We start from the raw sequence: 18,373 nt of genomic DNA on the forward strand, positions 1-18,373 counted from the left end.
CCGCAAACGTTAGGAGCACCTATGGCGCGCGTTCACAACTTCTCGGCGGGCCCCGCGGCCCTTCCCCGGAGCATCCTGGCCGAGCTCTCCGACGAGCTGGCCGAATACGGAGACGCAGGCATGTCCGTTATGGAGATGAGTCATCGCTCCGCCGCATTCCAGCGCATCATCGACGAAGCCGAGGCCACGCTCCGCCGCATCCTGAATATTCCCGACCGCTACCGCGTCCTGTTCCTTCAGGGCGGCGCCACCCTTCAATTCGCAGGCATCCCGCTCAACCTCATGAGGCGCGGACGAGCCGGCTACGTGGTGAGCGGCAGCTTTGCCAAGAAAGCCTGGTCCGAGGCGCAGCGGTACGGCGAAGCCCTCGCGCTCGCCAGCAGCGAGGATACCGGATTCGACCGCATCCCCGGCCTGGCGCCCGTCGAGGCGCGCGCGGCCGTGGGCGACCTCGACTACATCTACATCTGCCAGAACAACACCATCTACGGCACGCAGTTCCACGCGCTGCCAGGCTGCGGCGAGACGCCGCTCGTAGCCGACGTGTCGAGCTGCTTCCTCAGCATGCCGCTCGAGATCGAGCGCTACGGGCTCGTGTACGCGGGCGCGCAGAAGAACGCCGGGATCGCGGGCGTAACCGTGGTCATCGTGCGCGACGACTTGATAGACGACGGACCCGCCAGCCCCTATTGCCCAAGCTACCTGGATTATCGCCTGGAAGCGAGCAAGGGCTCGATGTACAACACGCCCAACACCTTCGGCATCTACGTGTGCGGCAAGGTATTCCGATGGATCGAGGAGACCGGGGGCCTGGCGGCCATGCAGCAGCGCAACGAGGGCAAGGCGCGCCTGCTCTACGAGACCATCGATACCAGCTCGTTTTACCGGGGCGTTTCCCAGCCGGACTCGCGGTCCATCGCCAACGTGACGTTTCGCACGCCAACGCCCCAGCTCGACGCCGAGTTCGTGGACTTCGCTGCCGCGTGCGGCATCGTCAACATCAAGGGGCACCGCGCCGCCGGCGGCCTGCGTGCGAGCATCTACAACGCGGTGAGCAGGGAATCCGTCGAGGCGCTGGCGGCCTGCATGCGGGAGTTCGAGACGGCGAGCGAAACGCGATCTAGGTAGGGGTGCGAGCCCCTGCCCCCTGAGGCAGCGGGCGGCGAGGCCCGAGCCCACAGCCCTAACGTTCGGCAACGAAGCAAAAGGAAACCACCATGCGCTACATCAAGACGATCGACGACATCACCAAGGACGGGCGAATCGAGTTCGGCGAGGGCTACGACTTCGTAGACGCGGCCGAGGAAGCCGACGCCATCCTCATGCGCTCGACCGATCTACACGGTTACGAACTACCCCGAAGCATCCGCGCCATCGCGCGATGCGGCGCGGGCGTGAACAATATCCCCATCGAGGAGTACGCACGCCAGGGCGTCGTGGTGTTCAACTCGCCCGGCGCCAACTCCAACGCTGTAAAAGAGATCGTGCTGGCCATGATGATCATGTCGAGCCGCGGCATCGTGCAGGCCATGCAGTGGGTGCGCGACAATGCGCGCGACCCGAATATCCTAGCCGATGCCGAAAAGGCCAAGAAGGCCTTCGTAGGCCGAGAGCTGCGCGGCAAGCGCGTGGGCATCGTAGGCCTGGGCAACGTGGGATCCAAGGTGGCCAATGCGTGCGTAGACCTTGGGATGGACGTGTACGGCTACGATCCGTTCATCTCCGTGGAGCACGCCTGGGCGCTCTCGCACAACGTGCAGCGGGTAGGCACGCTCGAGGACCTTTGCCGTGGATGCGACTACCTCACGCTGCACGTGCCTTCGAAAGCCGACACGATCCGCATGATCTCGAGCGAGCAACTCGCCTTGCTTGCGCCCGGCGCCGTGCTCATCAACTTCGCCCGTGAGACGATCATCGACGAAGACGCTGTCGACGCCGCCCTGCGCACGGGCGCGCTTTCGTGGTTCGCCTGCGACTTCGCCACCCCTAAAACCGTGCGCATGCCGCATACGTTCATCACCACGCACTCGGGTGCGGGAACCGAAGAGGCCGAAGCGAACTGCGCGGACATGGCGATATCGGAGCTCAAAGATTATCTGGAGAACGGCAACATAGCCAACTCGGTGAACTACCCGGCGTGCAACATGGGCAAGGCGCGAGCCGCCAGCCGCGTAGCCTGCCTGCATGCCAACGTCCCCAACATGATCGGGCAGATCACGGCCGTCCTCGCCAAGGACAACGCCAACGTGCAGCGCATGGTCAACGAAAGCGCCGGCGAGAACGCCTACACGATGTTTGATACCGATGAGCACCTCGACGCCCGGACGATCGATGCCCTCAAGCAGATACCCGCCATCCATCGCGTGCGCGTCATCAAATAGCACCGCTTCGGCGCGGGCGCCGTGTTTTTAAAACCCGCCGCGCTTCCCTGGGGTTAGGATAGATACATACGCGCGCTCGAAGCGCGCCCCGTGCACCACTGTGAGAGGACCGCCATGAAAGCGCTGCCGTTTCCCTGCATCCGCCCCGTTCCCGAGCATGCCGCCGAGGTGGCCGCGCTGCCTTACGACGTGTTCGATCGCGCCGAGGCCGCTCGCTACGTATCCGAACGGCCGCTTTCGTTTTTGAACATCGACCGACCGGAGACGCAATTCGCGCCCGAACAGGACATGTACGCCCCCGAGGTCTACGCCCGCGCCTCCGAGCTGCTGCAGGAGCGCCTGGACGACCACACGCTCCTTCGCGACCCCGGCATGTGCTACTACCTCTACGAACTTGAGCGCAACGGCCGCGCGCAGACGGGCCTCGTCGCCGTGTGCGCGGTTTCGGAATTCGAGAACGGCACCATCAAGCGCCACGAGCTCACGCGCGAGGACAAGGAGCGCGACCGCATCGCGCATATCCGCGCGCTGGGCTGCCAGACGGGTCCGATCTTTCTGACCTATCGCGACCAGCCGGTTCTCGACTTCATCCTGAGCGCCGCCAAGCAGGCCACGCCGTTATACAACTTTGTGGACGATTCGGGCGTTCGCCAGACCGTGTGGGAGATCAAACGCCAAGATTCCGTAGAGGCCATCCGCGCAATGATGGATACCATCCCGTGCGCCTACATCGCCGACGGTCACCATCGTGCCGCCAGCGCCGTGAAGGTCGCCCGCTCCATGCGCGAGGAGGCGCAGGCAGCCGGCGCCTACACCGGCAAGGAGCCTTTCAACTACGTGCTATCCGTGCTGTTCCCGGCAAGCCAGCTCTCCATCCTGCCGTACAACCGCGTGGTGGCCGACCGCTGCGGTATGAGCGCCGATGAGCTGGTGACGCGCGTTGCGAACGCCGGGTTCCACGTGGAGGAGCGCGAGGGCGCGATCGAACCCGTGCATGCCGGCATCTTCGGTATGTACGCCTCGGGCCGTTGGTGGGCGCTCACGCCCGACGACGAGCTTGCCGCCAAGCTGCACGAGGCCGACCCGGTGGCATCGCTCGATGTTTCCGTGCTGCAAGACCGCGTGCTGGGGCCCGTCCTGGGCATCGAGGACCCGCGGCTCGACGCGCGCATCGCGTTCGTGGGCGGAGTCCGCGGAACCGACGAGCTCGAGCGGCGCGCGGGCGAGGAGGGCGTAGCGTTTTCGCTGCACGCCACGAGCATCGACCAACTGCTCGCCGTTGCCGATGCAGGGCTGCTCATGCCGCCCAAGTCCACATGGTTCAAGCCCAAACTGCGCAGCGGCCTGTTCATCCACCGCATTGCGAAATAGGAGGACGCATGGGCAAGAAGTCCGCTGCCACGAAGACGCGGCGCCTTGTGGAAGATAACGAGCGCTCATACGGCTCGGAAGCGCGGGCGCGCTGGGGCGACGACGCCGTCGATGCGAGCAACCGCCTGCTACTCGGTCTGAGCGAGAGCGAGTTCGAGCGATTCCAAGCACTCGGAACGCAGATCAACACGGAGCTCGAGGCGGCGGTGCAGCGGGGGCTGGACCCCGTAGGCGAGACCGGCAAGCGCATCTGCGGCCTGCACCGAGAATGGCTCGGCTACACATGGAGCTTCTACACGCCCGAAGCGCACCGTGGCCTGGCCGAGATGTACGTGGCGGACGAACGCTTTACCGCCTACTATGACGGCGCCGTGACGGGCTGCGCTGCCTTGCTGCATGACGCGATCTGCGCCTGGGCGAAGTAGGCCGGCCGTGAGCGCCTCCGACATCGCGCAGCTCACAAATGGTAACGGCAATTTGTTGCATCCATGAAGATGGAGCCGTGGTCGGACTCCCCCACTCGAAACCGCTTACTCCGTCGCTGTTCGGGTAAACCACAGTTGAGGATTACCTTACATGTGTATGTTAGGAGATTTCGACCATGGCACACTTTAATGAATTCGACCGTACGGGACACGATCCGTTCATCTTCGACGAACGCGGCATGATCGACCGCGGCATCAAGACGGTCCGCTGGATTTACGGCGTCACAGGCGTGATGGGCTTGCTCGCGGGCGCGGCCCTGCTCTTCTGGCCGGTCAAGACCATGGTCGTGCTCACGGTGGTACTGGGCGTGTACTTCATCGTCGCCGCGATCGTGAGGCTCGTTGCGGCCATCGGGGCACCCATCCTGCCGTCCGGCTGGCGCGCGCTGAGCATCATCACCAGCTTGCTGCTGCTCTTCGGCGGCATCGTCATGGTGCGCAACCAAGCGCTTTCCGCAGCGGCGCTCACCACGTTCGCGGTGCTCGCCATCGGATTTGGCTGGATCATCGAGGGCGTGATGACGCTCGTGGAATCGGGCGCCGTGCACAACCGCGGCCTGGCCGTGTTCTCCGGTGTGCTATCGATCATCGCGGGTATCGTGGTGTTCCTGTTCCCGCTGGAATCGACCGAGATGCTCGTGCTCTTCGCCGGCGCCGCCCTCGCGGTGCTGGGGGCGACGCTGCTCGTACGCGCTTTCACGTTTGGACGGGTGGATTAGGATCGCGCGCGAGCGCTTTGGGCGGGCGCAAGCGTATCCATAACGTTTTTCGTGCGAATATGCCAAATGCCAAAGTAGACCCTCGATTCGCGTTAAAGAAACCGCAGGTCAGAGAATTGCTATAACACGGGTATACAAAGGCATTTCAGAAACCAGTACGAAAAAGTACCTCGATACATCTCGAGCCCGCCGCGAAAGAGGGCGACGACGCCCCCTACTGCATTACCTTGTCCATCAGCTCCTCGTAGGTGCTCACGAAATCGTAGCGCACGTCGTCCTCACCCAGTTGCCCATCATCGTTGGTACGCCTGGGAGGCGCAATCGTCGCCTCCGCGCCGGTGCGGCGGTCCCGAATGATCACATCGAAGTCGCAAATGTCGGCAACCGTCGCAAGCGACGGCGAGGGCCGCTTCGACGCGTTGCGAACGCACTCGCGGGACTTGCCGAGCGCAAGCGATGCAGCATGCGAATTAGTCCCAGCGCTGTCCACTAAATGCCTGATTGCCTTGCTTACCTGTATAAATGTTTCCTTCTGTATTCCACATATGGATTATAGGGGACGCACGCAGCTGAATACATTCGCCGTGCAACGCTCATTTGCTATTGCCCAAATAGTACGCTGCTCCTAATGCAATCACACCACAGCAATGAACCGGAACACGGGATCCAATAAGGAGAAATCAAGGTGTCCAGGGACGAAACCAACGTCGCCTGCAGGCGGTTACGCATGCCGCGCACTGATGAAGCGCAAGGCGTGTAGAGATGCACGCTGAACCGCGAACCCGCGAACGCGGGGAGCACTTCGAGCTTGTCAGCGCGAATGCCGAGCTTGCGGGGAGCACTCGTGCCCCGGCTCCTTGCCGTGGCGTAATTGCAGGATCATCCCCGCGTACGCGGGGAGCACCCGGGTCGACCATGGCCACGCACTCGGGGCCGAGGGATCATCCCCGCGTACGCGGGGAGCACCTTCGCGGCGAGGTCGATCAGGTTGTCTATCTCGGGATCATCCCCGCGTACGCGGGGAGCACCGGATTCGAGTCGACGACCGAGGTCGACAAGGGGGGGGATCATCCCCGCGAACGCGGGGAGCACAGATGGCATCCGGTGCAGTGCGCGCAGCATCGCAGGGATCATCCCCGCGTACGCGGGGAGCACCTTGGTTGTGCTCCCACACCTTGTTAGCGATTCGGGATCATCCCCGCGTACGCGGGGAGCACAAAGTCATTCACAAATACACCTACACTGGACATGGGATCATCCCCGCGTACGCGGGGAGCACCCACGGTGGAGCGATCATCGTCGAGGCTATCGAGGGATCATCCCCGCGTACGCGGGGAGCACCCGAGCGCATCGCCGCCGACCCGCGACACGGCTAGGATCATCCCCGCGTACGCGGGGAGCACTGCGTTGTCGTCGCCCACCTTGATCGTAGTCAGGGGATCATCCCCGCGTACGCGGGGAGCACGCCGCAGCAACGTATACAAGGTAGCAATCGGCGGGGATCATCCCCGCGTACGCGGGGAGCACTGTGCAAGATGTACGAGGACTGGGGATACGATTAGGATCATCCCCGCGTACGCGGGGAGCACTTCTTGACGAAGAATTTAACAGCGGATTGTTTGGGGATCATCCCCGCGTACGCGGGGAGCACACACGAGTCGGCAAGGACGGCGAGCCGGACGTGGGGATCATCCCCGCGTACGCGGGGAGCACGGTTGTCGCAGTAGGTTTCGCACTTATGTCGCAGGGATCATCCCCGCGTACGCGGGGAGCACTGATTCTGATTGGAAACCTTCGGAATAAAGTTGGGGATCATCCCCGCGTACGCGGGGAGCACTTGTGGATTACTTTCTTTAGGCCAGCCGCAGTGGGGATCATCCCCGCGTACGCGGGGAGCACCCAAAGACAACACCGTTGTATACGAACGCCACGGGGATCATCCCCGCGTACGCGGGGAGCACCATCGGCGGGCTTGCCGCGATACGGGATGCGCGGGATCATCCCCGCGTACGCGGGGAGCACCCCGCGCTTCGTCTTCACGATTGGGGATTCGAGGGGATCATCCCCGCGTACGCGGGGAGCACCGGCTGCGAGGTTCCCGAGGACGTTTGCATCATGGGATCATCCCCGCGTACGCGGGGAGCACGATGGCCTGGGAGTCGTGCGGATTGTCCGGCTGAGGATCATCCCCGCGTACGCGGGGAGCACGCAGACGGCGCGGGATTTGGCCGCGTGCTCCTCGGGATCATCCCCGCGTACGCGGGGAGCACGATCGAGGAGGTCCGCGCCGACTTCGAGGAGCGGGGATCATCCCCGCGTACGCGGGGAGCACACTTATTTACCTGCGATCCCAATGGTCGGTCTGGCAGTTTTGCATCACTTTATCCAAAGCGACGTGCCCTGTGCCTCTTGCTTGCATCGCTCCAGCCTGACTTCCTGGCTCCATAGTAACTCTCATCTTCGCAACCGTTCGGCCTCTCCATCAAAACCAAACCATCGCAATCCCTAGGCTTCCAACTAGACCGATGAACGCGAAACGCAACATGCTGTTCGTTGCTGGCCGAATAAGCCATTATCGCCTTGCCATCATTTACGAAAGCAGTGACCCTCGTCCAAAGAGCCTCCCGGACACGGGCGGAAACATGACCAACGAACACGCCTGTTGATATCTCAAACAGCCACCGTGACAAATCTCCCCGAACACTGGGCGGACAAGCGGTCACAACTATCACAATCATGACTCTTCACCCACCTGATCATCATCGCATCCATAGGACTTGCCATACGCGACTTCGCCGAGCTTGTCATCCCAAAGAGCGAGTGACTCGGCATCACTTTTCTCATCTGGAACAACGTTAAGGAGCCGCTTAATATCCTTAGCCACCCTTCCCAGCAAAGACATATCGTAGAACCGATCCCTCATTGCATGCCGCACGGCGCTGCCGATATCCTCAGGCTGCTTCGCCGCAACCTCAAATGCCACCGGAATCGAAAGCTCCGCCTTATATAAATCGGCAATGTCGTAAACGAAAGAACGCTCATGACCGACATGCACAAACCCCAAGCCAGGCGAGCATCCAATGGCAACGATCACCGCATGGACAACTCCATACAAACATGCATGCGCCGCGGATAGCGCCTTGTTGATCTCCGTGCCGCTTTCGTAGTCGTCATGATCATACGTGCGCTTATCCCACTCCACGCCAGTCTTCTTCGACAACGAACGATATACCGACCGAACTCGAGCCCCCTCTCGACCACGAAGCTGCTGCATAGTCAACTTCGAAACATCTTCATGGGGAAATCTCATTTGATACATCACCCGAGCGACCGCGAGTCTGCTCCGAGTATTCGAAACGAGCTTAGCCTGTTGCTGTAAAAGGGCGGAAGAATGGGCGAGCGGCCGCGCAGCTGCATACATCCTCACCCCGTTCTCCCCCACCCAAACAACCGTAGCTCCATTCTCCGCTATAGCCGACATCGCCTTATGGCTCACGGACGAACCAGGGCCGAGCATCAAGACGCCCAGGGATGCCGAAGGAAGCCTAACAACCCCCTCGGCATCCGTAACAGTGATGGCGTTGTCTTCCTGACCGATTACGCATCGCTCGAAGTACGCAAATGATATCCGGTCTTCCATGCGAGCAAGTTCGATAACATCCGGCGGAGGTGGGGCCTTACGCGATATCGTCGTAGATCGAGCAACCCTTTCCTCATCACTCATCATGCTAGCCCCTACGGTTTGGCAATGGTCAACAATCCGCAGCCAAAGCCTTTTGCACGCCCGATACCGCATACAAGCGCCTTCCGAAACAGCTCGGCATCGGAGATTTCTAGAAGACCATCGTAGCGAGCAGTCCCCAAAGTAACCTGCTTGCCACTGCGGGCGAAGCGCTCCTTGCGACTTTGGCTCACCCTTACCTGCGGCTCTCCCGCGGCGTTGAGGGGAATGCGAAAACCGTACCCCTCGCAACGCTTGAGAAGCCAATCGATTTGCTGCTCCGACGTCACTTCCGCCTGAAGCGTACCCACAACGCCATCTCGCTTGACCAGGCCCTTATCGACGAGGACCTTGCGAACTGGATTCGCTTTGAGGCGAAAGGCCCAAAGTTGCCCTGCTTGCAGCCCATCGAGCCGCTCATCATATTCTTTCGTTCGAATCGCTGAACAATCGAGCGACAATCGCTTGCACAGCAAGTCGGAATCAGGAGCAGCCGGGCTCACGATGAACAACCGAGCGGCGTTCGAAAACTCAGAAACATCGAGACGCCACAGGATGCGCCCCTCAGTCGATTCTCCGCTCGAGGAACCCGCATTTCCAGAGCAAGCCGCCTCAACCAACGCGTGGATACGGTAAGGCGAGACAATATGCCGATAGGTTGACTCCGACCCCTGATCGAGCTCAAGGCAAGATAGATACATAGCACCCTCCTTTCCGGGCTAGAAATCCATTGGATCGTGTTCATCCACGTTGGGATGAGACTCGTCGACGAAATCGGGGTTCGCGATCATATCGATAAATACCGGGCGCATGCCATAGCTGCGGTTCTTCGTAAAGTCGAAGCTAATGGGAAAATCCGCACGCGCCTCGCAGACCTCGCCTTCCCGACCATCGCAAACCAATTGCAGCTCTGCAGGACAATGGCGCTGTCTATACCACTCGGGAGCCTGCCAGGGCACGCCCCGAAGCACATCTCGAACGTCATCGCTCTCGGAATGCAGGCCCAAAACAAGCGGGAAATCCGGCGGGCACGACCTCCTTCCCAAAAACAGCGGCCACTTTGGACACACCAAAGCCGATGCCACATCAGCGAGAAGACCGTCATTGCCGCCCAGCGCAACGACGAACACAGCATCCGACAGATAGTACCTGTTCGAGATCATCGAATTCTTTTGCCCTCTCACCCTTGCAGCATGAAAGTCACGCACAAGTTCTCCGGACTTATCAACACGAACAGCAAACTCCAAAGACGCCAGATCCTCAACGGACTCGTCGCGAGCGCGTCCAAGCGCGGAGGCCATCAATCCGACAACTCCGCTTTTTGTGGGCTCCTTGCGAGTCTGACGCGTAAGGAATCTTGAACCATCGCCCCAGGACTGCATGGGTCCCGCGAGCCGCAAGACCAACACACTCATTCAAATCACCGTCTACAGACGCTCGGCAAGCTGAACACGAAGCGACTCAAGCAAGCCAGGCAGATCCGTGCGCACGCTAACGGTATCGAGCTCCTCGACCGGCTCCGAGTCCACGATATTCCACGCCGCACAGGCGGGCATGTCGTAGGAGCGCTCAATCGAACCGACGCGCGCCCCAAGCTTGCGAGCTGCTACGCGCGAAATCGACTCGGCGCCCTTTGCCGCCACGGGAACTTCGAACGCACTCACCGGGTTCACTGGCTGTTTGTCGCGAACGGAAACGAGCACTGCATTGGGCAGCGTGCGGTTTGCAAACGAGTTTTGCTTACCGGTCGGCATGGAGCGAATAAATGCCTCAGCAAAGGCGGCAACGGCATCGACGGTAGTCTGGGTATCGCCCAGCTGGTCCACCAGTGAGCTCACATTCACTGTAACGTAGCGATACAGCGTAGACGAATTATAACCAGTCGAGTCAATCATGGCTGCGCCAGCGTTATCGTCAGCAGCGCACTGGTCCATAGCCGTGAAGTAGTCGTACTCCTGGGTGACACGATCGACGGAAATGGAGTGCGCGACCTGCGCGCAAGCATCGACATTCAAATCGGGAGCGTCGGCAAGCATGCGGCCGAACAGGGCGATCTCGATTCCCTGCTTACCATGGAATGCCCCCGCTACATCCTTCTTGAGGTCCTTGGGCTTAGCCGTTGCCCAATCAACCCCGTTCTCCTCCCAGGCAAGCGCCGCATTCGCAAGCGCGACGATTTCCGCCCGTGAAATAAAGATGAGATACTTCGCCGCGATCTTTCCCTCGTCGTCGCCGCTTCGCTTGGACTCCTCGACAGCAATGCCAGCAGCGGTAAGAGCGGCCTTGGCCAAAGGAAGAGCCTTCTCATGCAGATCTGGGCACATATCCTCGATTACGCAAGCCACCTGATCGGCGACAAGCTTGGTACGAATTGCGAGCACTTCCTCGGGGAGCATCGAGGCGAACTCATCGCGCATGGCTTTCTTCCAGGCCTGACTCGACACGCGGGCGCGACGCACCCCGCCGTACACAGCGGTCTTCGGAGCCCCCGTGTCATCGCGATTGATATTGTTGGACGGAACGTTCTGGATTGCACAAAAATCGACGTACAGCATCATCGGTCCTTTCATTCGTTATCTTTATCCTGCTTGTTCCCGCGCGATACGGGGACGAAGTACGCGGAGCCCCAACGAGAGATCGCGCGCTCGCGCTGATACGCCGGACCCTGAATCTCATACAGATCAGCGGCCAGAAGGCCGAAATCCAGACGTATCATTCGATCTGTGCCATCGTCCGTGCGAGCTGATTTCATCAGGCCCAGCAGCGAACGAACACCTGATATGACACCGGAAAAATCAGAAGAACCCTCGATGGACGCAAGCCTACGCATGACCCCTGCAGCCAGACTTTGATCGGGCTGAATCTGCCAGCAGGCTCGACCAAACGAATTCACCCTTCTCTCTGCATCGTTTTCCGAGAATGCGGCGACCCCATAGCCTTTTCCCTGTTGCAGAACCGCATAGGCACCGAGGGCAACGCAAGCGGCGCGGAGTTCACGAGACGATCCGGCAGGATCACCAAGTTCATCGATAGGCCAATCGAAAAGCACCAGGTCTCCCAGAGTAAGGAGAGAGGGGGCCTCGCCCGTTACAAGCCTCCTCAGGCGCGCCAGCTGGGCTCGGGCAGCGGCCTCGTTGCCACCTTCACCCATAAACTCACGCTGTAGCCTCCTGATCTTCCTGTTGACAAAACGATTGAGCGCGAAGGAGCGCTCACTAAGCGCGTATGCCATATAGGCTCCTTTCTCTATTGCGTTCTATTCGCTCGAAGGCAAAAGCTTGTTAACCCTTTGAGCGAAATACGATTTCGCATACGCAACACTACGACCAGAATGTGTAACGAACTCTTGGGCATTCGATTGGGCAACGGCATCGAATCCAATGCGAAGAACGCTTCTGCGTATGGCATCCCCGCACGTCAGTGTTCGCACGTGGTAGTCCTCGCCAACGGTAAGTCCAGCAAGATAGGCCCTGAACAGCGCATCGACCTCCGCATATGCGGCCACTACCACATCCTGCACCCTCGCGGACGCAATGTCCTTCGATGCTTTATCGCCCTTCGACTCCTCCGAAGCTCGAACAAGCTTAGCGATTTCGAAAATCGCCGAATCGGCCTTATCAGCAAGCTCGATAGCAAGTCGCACTGCCTCATCGTCATGGATAGCAAGAGCAGAACCTATTTGCAGCCGATCATCGAAGCTGTCCACATACACACTGCTCTGAGTTCCGTACTCAATGCCTTGCGCATGGATCGCAACCTGCTTGGGAAGCAGATCGCAGAAATCGTCTTCGACTTCTGCGAGCTCATCTGCCATGGCGTTCATCCAGCGAATAACCCCCGGCCGATCATCAAGCCCTTCACCGACGCCGCCCGATACAGCAATCAACCCGCTCAGCCCGCGCCACATAGCTCTTTTAGCATCGTGCGTACGAGGCATAAATGGCGCGACGGGAAGCTTGAGGCGTACACGCTGTGGCTCGCTCTGCTTCATAGATGTCATCGTCTCGTATTTCATCGCATCCACCGGATGCAACAAGTCGCCATAGCAGGAGACAAAGCCGATGACACCGCTGCCATCATCGGATGCGATAAGACGCACCCGCCGGGACTGCAAGGTCTCCAATTGAACAAGGCCAGTAGGAGCCAGCAACTCCATGCTGTCGGAAGTGCTCTCATCCTTCTCCCATGGCGGAAGATCCTCTTGGTTCCCAAGAAAACAAACATCTGCGCGAGCGTCATCGAAAAGAACGAAATTCCACATCAGCGTTTCGAACAGGTTACGCCCCTCTAGGTAAACCAGCCCAAGATTACCGAGGTACCCAGTCCCGGGGATTCCTTTAGGAGCGTACGCCTTACCGTTCTTTGCATGGGTGTTGCCCACAACGGGAGTCTTGATGCCCGCAGTGTCAAAAGCCTGCGTAAAGACAAGCCAACGTGCAGCTTCGGCAAACGTCATGCGATTTGGCGCAGCGATTCCACGAAGCGAAAAAAGATGCTTTTCAGGCTTAGACGGAACATCGGCCATCAAGCCGGGAACGGGATCGAATGGCTTATCGGACGCATACTCCAAATCAGAAACCTGATAGAAGGGCTTTGGCCCAAAGAGATCGAATGAGACAGCATGTTCCTCCAGATACCCCGATAGGATATCCATGTCGAAGCTCCCGCGCTCCCACATCGAAAGCCAAAGCTCTATCGAGCTAAACCTATCAAGCGTTGAGCGACCATACGCACGACGCATAATCGCATCGAGCATGCGCAGGAGCACGCCCGATTGCTGGGGAATATCTCCTGTAATCTCGGCAATTGCACCGGCATTCTCAAACGCCTCGAGAATCGATACTTCACCCTGATGACCATCATGCCAAAGCACCTTGATCCACGGGCATGTCAGCAACGAAAATGAGGCAGTATCAGTATTCATGTCAAACCTCCGTTCTTTAGTTGTTGAAATGAAAAGGAGATCACGCGCGTCCTCCAATCCCTCCAATATGGAAGGACCATCTTGTAGCGCAATAACATCTTTGGATCATCCCCACATATGTGGGGAACAGCCTGAAAAACGCACGTGATATGCGTATTCGCAAAGCAACCAAAAACCTTTGCCATATTCAGCTCTCAAGGAACTAAAGCAACCTATTGGTCATTACATTTAATATAGCCCTCTAACTATCGGATTACAATGAACAAGATTTTATTCCAAGGCATTTCGAGTACCAGAACTTATGCCCGGCGATAGATGTCCCGTAGTCCTCACCTGGCAGACGATCGAGAAGCAGAACGAGAGAGCCAGCCAATAATGGCGCATCAACCCAGGCGCCAAGCAACGCGCCGCACCGCTTTTCAAGCTCAATGATTAAAGGCTCGATCATATCCGCAGAACACATCTCCAGGGGAAGCCTGACAGTGGAATTCGCGATGACCTTTTGCTCGTCGAAGCTCGGAACAGCATCTGCCGAAACCCTGGCACCCTGCGGGACACCGTGTTCCTCATCGCCAATCCAAGGCAAAAGATGCAATCCGTCATGTTCTCGGCACAGCAGAATAACCTCGACCGTCTCCTCCGTATCCCTAACGGCACGCGGACCCCAATCGTCATCGCGAGCCGTTCCACCTGTAGGGGCATCCGCCTTCCTACACCATTCGCCCAGGCCTTGTCCGCGTTCAAGGAGCTTTGTGGCGGATTCCACCAAACAATACTCGGCACGATTCCTTTTGGTGTCCATCTTGCGCTTACGCGCATCACATGCATCTCTGTATTCTTTTTGCCAGTTATCAGGAATGAGCAAATCGCGCTGGTCTCCATAGGCCGCCCTGACCGTCGAGGCAATATCGGCAGGTATATCGACCGTAGCCTGCGACTCAGGATAAACTAGGCCGAGAGACGCCAGGCTTTCGAACAAAGAGGCTTTGCCGTAAATGCTTTCAACTCCCGCCTGCAGAGAGGGGCCATCAACATGCCACCCCGTAATACCCCTGATATAGCAACGCGCTTCCTGGAGGCCGTCTGGTCGCCCATCCCTCCCCCTGTCATGGCGATGCATACGGCCAAGCCGCTGGAACACAAGATCAACGGGAGCGATATCGGAGATCAACATATCGAAATCAATATCCAACGATTGCTCCAAGACCTGCGTGCCGACCACAATCAGCCGATCAGGTCGGCGGCCGTTAGAACGTGTAGCGTTCGCACCCAGCAGTTTTCGAATCTCGTTTTCCCTCTTCATACGATCGAAATCGGTAAACCGAGAATGGGTCAGCAGGACCTCGTCGCCATATTTGGACGATAAGACATCCGCGGCCTCCTGGGCCCTCCTCACCGTATTGCAAATGACGCCGATGCAACCTCCCTGAGCGGAGGCGCAATCGATTATATCGACCAAAGCGTCAACATCATCATCTATGCATGCCAGCTGTACTTGGCATGACCTGGCAGACGGCTTTGACTCGCAGCAACGGATTTGCCCGCCATCGGCTAACGTCAATAACGGATATGAATCAATGGTTGGGAGGACAGTATCGATGGCATGGGTATGCTCCGACGGGGCACACGCATTAACGCCCAGTTCGTAAGCAGAAACAAAACGACGGCGTGCCTCTTCAGGCAACGTTGCCGAAAGCATAACGACCGGTGCGCTCCAGCTTCCCAACCATTCAAGAAGGCGCTCGAGATATACCTGCATATACGCATCGTATGCATGGCATTCGTCGATAATGAGCACCTTGTTTGCAAGCCCCAAGTCACGCAGCGCCAGGTGCTTCATGGATAATGCACCCATGAGCACCTGGTCAATCGTGCATACAACGAAATTCGCCAGCATTCCCTTTTTCCGTCCAAACAACCAGTCCGATGCAACCACCTCATCACGCTGCAACATCAAGTCTGCGAGAGTAAGGTCCCCGGATTCCATCGCCTCGTTGTAATACTGGCGGACAAAATTCCTTGAACGCGCGACGATTCCCTGGAACTCGTCATTCAGCCTCGATTTACCATGTGCCAGGTAAATCGAGCGTGCCTCTGTGCCATCAGGCTGCGGCAGTCCATCGAGCCATTTACGAACGCGCCCAAACATCGCATCAGTTGTAGCCATAGTGGGAAGGGCAACAGCCACCCCGCCGCAGCCAGATTGCGCAGCGAAGATCTCGGCAACGGCAAGCGCGGCCTCTGTCTTCCCTTCTCCCATGGGCGCTTCAATAATCATAAGCCCGCCATGGCTAGCGCTTTGCGCCAGCTCCACGGCATCGATCTGGACCGGGCGCGGGGATGCCTGGGCAGGCAGCCCGAAGCGAACGGCAAAATCATCAGCCATGTTCAAGAACGAACCGCACTGGCTACACCAGGGCGGAAGGATGTCGATCACATCGAACGCATCCTGCGCACGGGCTTCCAAATCAGCCAGTGAGGCCCTTCCGTTTTGCAACGCGCGCCCCGCATTCGTAGATGGAATCATCGGAAGCAAAGGAAAGAACTCTCTATTGCTAGCAAGCCAGTCAGCCATGATGCAGATACCGGCGAGCAATACTCCAACGTTTGCAGGGACACCCGCTGTTCCCATGCCGTTCGAGCTGAGAATCCTGTCATAATCACCCTCTTGAATTTCCGCAATACGTTCAATCAAGGCGATCAACTCAAGCCGAGTTTCATTCCATGCGGGATCATTCGTCCCCAATGCAGTAGCGTAACGGCTGAGAGCCCTGGGGCGAATAGGCTCCTTGGGCGTAGAGCCGTGATGCAGCGCCAAGATGGTCGCCAAAGACGCCGCAGCGCTCTTCATCTCCCTAGACGCACATGCGGGCAAGCCATATAAGTAGCTTAAATAGAACGCAGCACTAGACCACGCATGGCGTGGAACCGTATTCAACGTAGCCGCGCTGGCAGAAGGAAAACCGAACCCGTACCCCTTGAGCCCCGATACAAAGGGATTCTCAACCAGTATCCCTCCATGGCGCAGAGGCTGAGCCTGAAAAGCGGGAACCGCCTTCCCCAAATCATGCAGGCCAGCAAGAAGAATGGTTACTCTCTTCGCAAAATCACAATCTACATCCATTGCCCTCGCAATTGTGTCCTTCACACCGATCGGTACCCAGCGATCCCACAGCATGCGGGCAACATACGCGGTATCGATCATATGTAAGAACAGGGGGAGCCATTCTTCGTTAAGCCCGTCGTCGGACTTTGCCCACAACCTACTAGTGGCAGGAGAAAGCTCGATATATTCCTCATCGATCACCAAAACCACCCGCTTCCGCATACACATGACCATATACTGCAATAGTGCCACAGCGTGCGGACACGGTTTTGAGAGCAAAAGGGAAATCTTGGGACAACGGCAGCAAAAACGTTCCCATCGTCGAATGCCTACAACCGAGAGGCGTGGTGATCACGCAGGGAATCGGCCTTGTCAGCATAGTGCTGAGGCGCGGCAACATCGGCGCGCACGCAATCGCGTTCACGACCCTACCCGCAGCCGAATCCGCCGTCCACACGCACAGATGCATGGCCCGCATCGCCGGCGCCACACCCCATGGCTGGGGCGCCCGTAGCGCAATCCACTATTCCTACCGCAAGTTCCCGGTCGATAATTAGCAGATTAACCGTTGCGCACTGAGTGCGCTACAACTAACAATAGGGCATAACGCAGAAATGCGCGCAAGAACGATGCACCACGCACAGGGAGGTACACCATGTGGACGAGCGACGAGGATAAAGCGCTCCTTCTTCAGCTGGATGAAGAAGACCGTTACTGGCGCGAGCGCGAAGAGGAAGAAGAGGAGCGTCGCCGCCTAGAGGAGTCAGAGGAAGAGGAGCAGACGCGCGAGGGGGAGCCCTACGAGGAGTTCCTGAAAACCGAGAGAATCAGAAAGCAGAGAGATGACGATGAATCCACCCCTCTCGATGTGCTCATGGAGCAAGAGAACGCACGCATGGCCGCCCTGGGCGACGACGAGGAGTTCGTCAACGAGTTCCAGAAGAGCTACACCGTCAACGGAATCGAGGGTTGCCGACTCCTTGACTACTCGGACGACGTCCCGATCTACGAAGACAAGGATGGCAACGCGGTCATCCCGGAGGGCGCCGAGGTCCACTATATCGACGATGAGGACTAAGGGTCGAAGACCCAACCTTCTAGTCCCATCGCGACGCACATAATTCTAGGAAGGACCACGCCATGCCCACCCTCATTATCGACGCCGACGCATGCCCCGTGACACGCGAGGCCCTCGCCTGCGCGCGAGCGGCGCGCGTTCCCGTGCTCATTGCCGGCAATTCCACGCAGAACCTTGCCCGACGTATTCGGCGCGACGATCCGCGCGATGCCGAGCACGCCCGTGGGCGCGACGCCACGCATCCCGGTTTCTGGGCCGAGACGCTCGACGTCTCATGCGGCGCCGATAGCGCCGACTTCGCCATCATCGAGCGCTTGCAGCCAGGCGACGTGGTGGTCACGCAGGATATCGGCCTTGCCAGCATGGTGCTGGGACGCGGCGCGGCGGCCATCGGCGTACGCGGGCACGTCTACAGCAAGGCCACCATCGATATGCAGCTGTTCATTCGCCATGAGGAAAAGAAAGTCCGCCGCGCGGGCGGGCGCACGCAGGGACCCTCGGCCTTTAACGACGACGACCGCGAGCGCTTTCGCTCCAACCTCGCCCGCCTGCTTCGCGAGGCGCTATCCCCAAACGAGGGCTAGCTCG

At 58.9% G+C, this 18,373-nt stretch carries 16 protein-coding genes and 1 CRISPR repeat array; of the genes, 7 read left to right on the plus strand and 9 right to left on the minus strand.

What is annotated here, in order from left to right:
- The first annotated feature begins 21 nt into the window (after nucleotides 1-21).
- From serC to E4J93_RS06430, 5 genes are all read left to right on the plus strand, one after another.
- Entirely contained in the window at nucleotides 22-1,128 is a 1,107-nt protein-coding gene (gene serC / locus E4J93_RS06410; protein WP_147588644.1) for a 3-phosphoserine/phosphohydroxythreonine transaminase, read from the plus strand.
- An 89-nt stretch (nucleotides 1,129-1,217) separates the two neighbouring features.
- Nucleotides 1,218-2,381, plus strand: a complete 1,164-nt coding sequence (locus E4J93_RS06415; protein WP_147588645.1) for a phosphoglycerate dehydrogenase — start codon at nucleotides 1,218-1,220, stop codon at nucleotides 2,379-2,381.
- 114 nt (nucleotides 2,382-2,495) lie between these two features.
- Nucleotides 2,496-3,752 carry a DUF1015 domain-containing protein gene (locus E4J93_RS06420; protein ID WP_147588646.1) on the plus strand — a complete coding sequence of 419 codons (1,257 nt, stop codon included), beginning with the start codon at nucleotides 2,496-2,498 and terminating at the stop codon, nucleotides 3,750-3,752.
- A gap of 8 nt (nucleotides 3,753-3,760) precedes the next feature.
- Nucleotides 3,761-4,177, plus strand: coding sequence for a TipAS antibiotic-recognition domain-containing protein (locus E4J93_RS06425; protein WP_255431948.1), 417 nt, complete (start codon nucleotides 3,761-3,763; stop codon nucleotides 4,175-4,177).
- Between the two features lie 176 nt (nucleotides 4,178-4,353).
- Entirely contained in the window at nucleotides 4,354-4,956 is a 603-nt protein-coding gene (locus E4J93_RS06430; protein ID WP_147588648.1) for an HdeD family acid-resistance protein, read from the plus strand.
- 214 nt (nucleotides 4,957-5,170) lie between these two features.
- Here the strand turns inward: E4J93_RS06430 and E4J93_RS08105 are convergent, their stop codons facing one another.
- The 9 genes from E4J93_RS08105 to cas3 form a co-directional block, all read right to left on the minus strand.
- Entirely contained in the window at nucleotides 5,171-5,446 is a 276-nt protein-coding gene (locus E4J93_RS08105) for a hypothetical protein (RefSeq protein WP_187231637.1), read from the minus strand.
- Between the two features lie 323 nt (nucleotides 5,447-5,769).
- Nucleotides 5,770-7,288: a CRISPR direct-repeat array (repeat unit 28 nt; unit sequence GGATCATCCCCGCGTACGCGGGGAGCAC).
- Between the two features lie 49 nt (nucleotides 7,289-7,337).
- On the minus strand, nucleotides 7,338-7,694 hold the full coding sequence (cas2e, locus tag E4J93_RS06435) for a type I-E CRISPR-associated endoribonuclease Cas2e (protein WP_147588649.1): 357 nt from the start codon (nucleotides 7,692-7,694) through the stop codon (nucleotides 7,338-7,340).
- Nucleotides 7,691-8,752 (minus strand): type I-E CRISPR-associated endonuclease Cas1e, encoded by a 1,062-nt coding sequence (cas1e, locus tag E4J93_RS06440; protein WP_370511758.1) that lies wholly within the window; start codon nucleotides 8,750-8,752, stop codon nucleotides 7,691-7,693. Before cas1e ends, cas2e begins: the two co-directional genes overlap by 4 nt.
- Nucleotides 8,692-9,378, minus strand: coding sequence for a type I-E CRISPR-associated protein Cas6/Cse3/CasE (gene cas6e / locus E4J93_RS06445; protein WP_147588651.1), 687 nt, complete (start codon nucleotides 9,376-9,378; stop codon nucleotides 8,692-8,694). The genes cas1e and cas6e overlap by 61 nt, the downstream gene beginning before the upstream one ends.
- An 18-nt stretch (nucleotides 9,379-9,396) precedes the next feature.
- Nucleotides 9,397-10,092, minus strand: a complete 696-nt coding sequence (gene cas5e / locus E4J93_RS06450) for a type I-E CRISPR-associated protein Cas5/CasD (RefSeq protein WP_147588652.1) — start codon at nucleotides 10,090-10,092, stop codon at nucleotides 9,397-9,399.
- 12 nt (nucleotides 10,093-10,104) lie between these two features.
- Nucleotides 10,105-11,247, minus strand: coding sequence for a type I-E CRISPR-associated protein Cas7/Cse4/CasC (gene cas7e / locus E4J93_RS06455; protein ID WP_222705701.1), 1,143 nt, complete (start codon nucleotides 11,245-11,247; stop codon nucleotides 10,105-10,107).
- A complete protein-coding gene (gene casB, locus E4J93_RS06460) occupies nucleotides 11,244-11,909 on the minus strand; it encodes a type I-E CRISPR-associated protein Cse2/CasB (RefSeq protein WP_147588654.1) in 666 nt (221 codons plus the stop codon). Before casB ends, cas7e begins: the two co-directional genes overlap by 4 nt.
- Before the next feature lie 24 nt (nucleotides 11,910-11,933).
- Nucleotides 11,934-13,601: a type I-E CRISPR-associated protein Cse1/CasA gene (gene casA / locus E4J93_RS06465; RefSeq protein ID WP_147588655.1), complete on the minus strand. Its 1,668-nt coding sequence runs from the start codon at nucleotides 13,599-13,601 to the stop codon at nucleotides 11,934-11,936.
- Nucleotides 13,602-13,854: 253 nt separating this feature from the next.
- On the minus strand, nucleotides 13,855-16,908 hold the full coding sequence (cas3, locus tag E4J93_RS06470; RefSeq protein WP_255431952.1) for a CRISPR-associated helicase Cas3': 3,054 nt from the start codon (nucleotides 16,906-16,908) through the stop codon (nucleotides 13,855-13,857).
- Nucleotides 16,909-17,362: 454 nt separating this feature from the next.
- Between cas3 and E4J93_RS06475 the strand changes: the two genes are divergently transcribed.
- Together E4J93_RS06475 and E4J93_RS06480 are read left to right on the plus strand one after the other, a co-directional pair.
- Complete coding sequence (locus E4J93_RS06475) at nucleotides 17,363-17,785, plus strand: hypothetical protein (RefSeq protein ID WP_147588657.1); 423 nt, start codon at nucleotides 17,363-17,365, stop codon at nucleotides 17,783-17,785.
- 62 nt (nucleotides 17,786-17,847) lie between these two features.
- Nucleotides 17,848-18,369, plus strand: a complete 522-nt coding sequence (locus E4J93_RS06480) for a DUF188 domain-containing protein (RefSeq protein WP_147588658.1) — start codon at nucleotides 17,848-17,850, stop codon at nucleotides 18,367-18,369.
- The last annotated feature ends 4 nt before the right edge of the window (nucleotides 18,370-18,373 follow it).

It is taken from the genome of Collinsella sp. BA40, from assembly GCF_008014645.1.
In the GTDB taxonomy this organism is placed as follows: domain Bacteria; phylum Actinomycetota; class Coriobacteriia; order Coriobacteriales; family Coriobacteriaceae; genus Collinsella.

Bases quoted from the DNA above. Each gene is read 5' to 3' on its own strand.
- serC (WP_147588644.1), top strand. From the start codon at position 22: ATGGCGCGCGTTCACAACTTCTCGGCGGGCCCCGCGGCCCTTCCCCGG.
- E4J93_RS06415 (WP_147588645.1), top strand. From the start codon at position 1,218: ATGCGCTACATCAAGACGATCGACGACATCACCAAGGACGGGCGAATC.
- E4J93_RS06420 (WP_147588646.1), top strand. From the start codon at position 2,496: ATGAAAGCGCTGCCGTTTCCCTGCATCCGCCCCGTTCCCGAGCATGCC.
- E4J93_RS06425 (WP_255431948.1), top strand. From the start codon at position 3,761: ATGGGCAAGAAGTCCGCTGCCACGAAGACGCGGCGCCTTGTGGAAGAT.
- E4J93_RS06430 (WP_147588648.1), top strand. From the start codon at position 4,354: ATGGCACACTTTAATGAATTCGACCGTACGGGACACGATCCGTTCATC.
- cas2e (WP_147588649.1), bottom strand. From the start codon at position 7,694: ATGATTGTGATAGTTGTGACCGCTTGTCCGCCCAGTGTTCGGGGAGAT.
- cas1e (WP_370511758.1), bottom strand. From the start codon at position 8,752: ATGCGGTATCGGGCGTGCAAAAGGCTTTGGCTGCGGATTGTTGACCAT.
- cas6e (WP_147588651.1), bottom strand. From the start codon at position 9,378: ATGTATCTATCTTGCCTTGAGCTCGATCAGGGGTCGGAGTCAACCTAT.
- cas5e (WP_147588652.1), bottom strand. From the start codon at position 10,092: ATGAGTGTGTTGGTCTTGCGGCTCGCGGGACCCATGCAGTCCTGGGGC.
- cas7e (WP_222705701.1), bottom strand. From the start codon at position 11,247: ATGAAAGGACCGATGATGCTGTACGTCGATTTTTGTGCAATCCAGAAC.
- casB (WP_147588654.1), bottom strand. From the start codon at position 11,909: ATGGCATACGCGCTTAGTGAGCGCTCCTTCGCGCTCAATCGTTTTGTC.
- casA (WP_147588655.1), bottom strand. From the start codon at position 13,601: ATGAATACTGATACTGCCTCATTTTCGTTGCTGACATGCCCGTGGATC.
- E4J93_RS06475 (WP_147588657.1), top strand. From the start codon at position 17,363: ATGTGGACGAGCGACGAGGATAAAGCGCTCCTTCTTCAGCTGGATGAA.
- E4J93_RS06480 (WP_147588658.1), top strand. From the start codon at position 17,848: ATGCCCACCCTCATTATCGACGCCGACGCATGCCCCGTGACACGCGAG.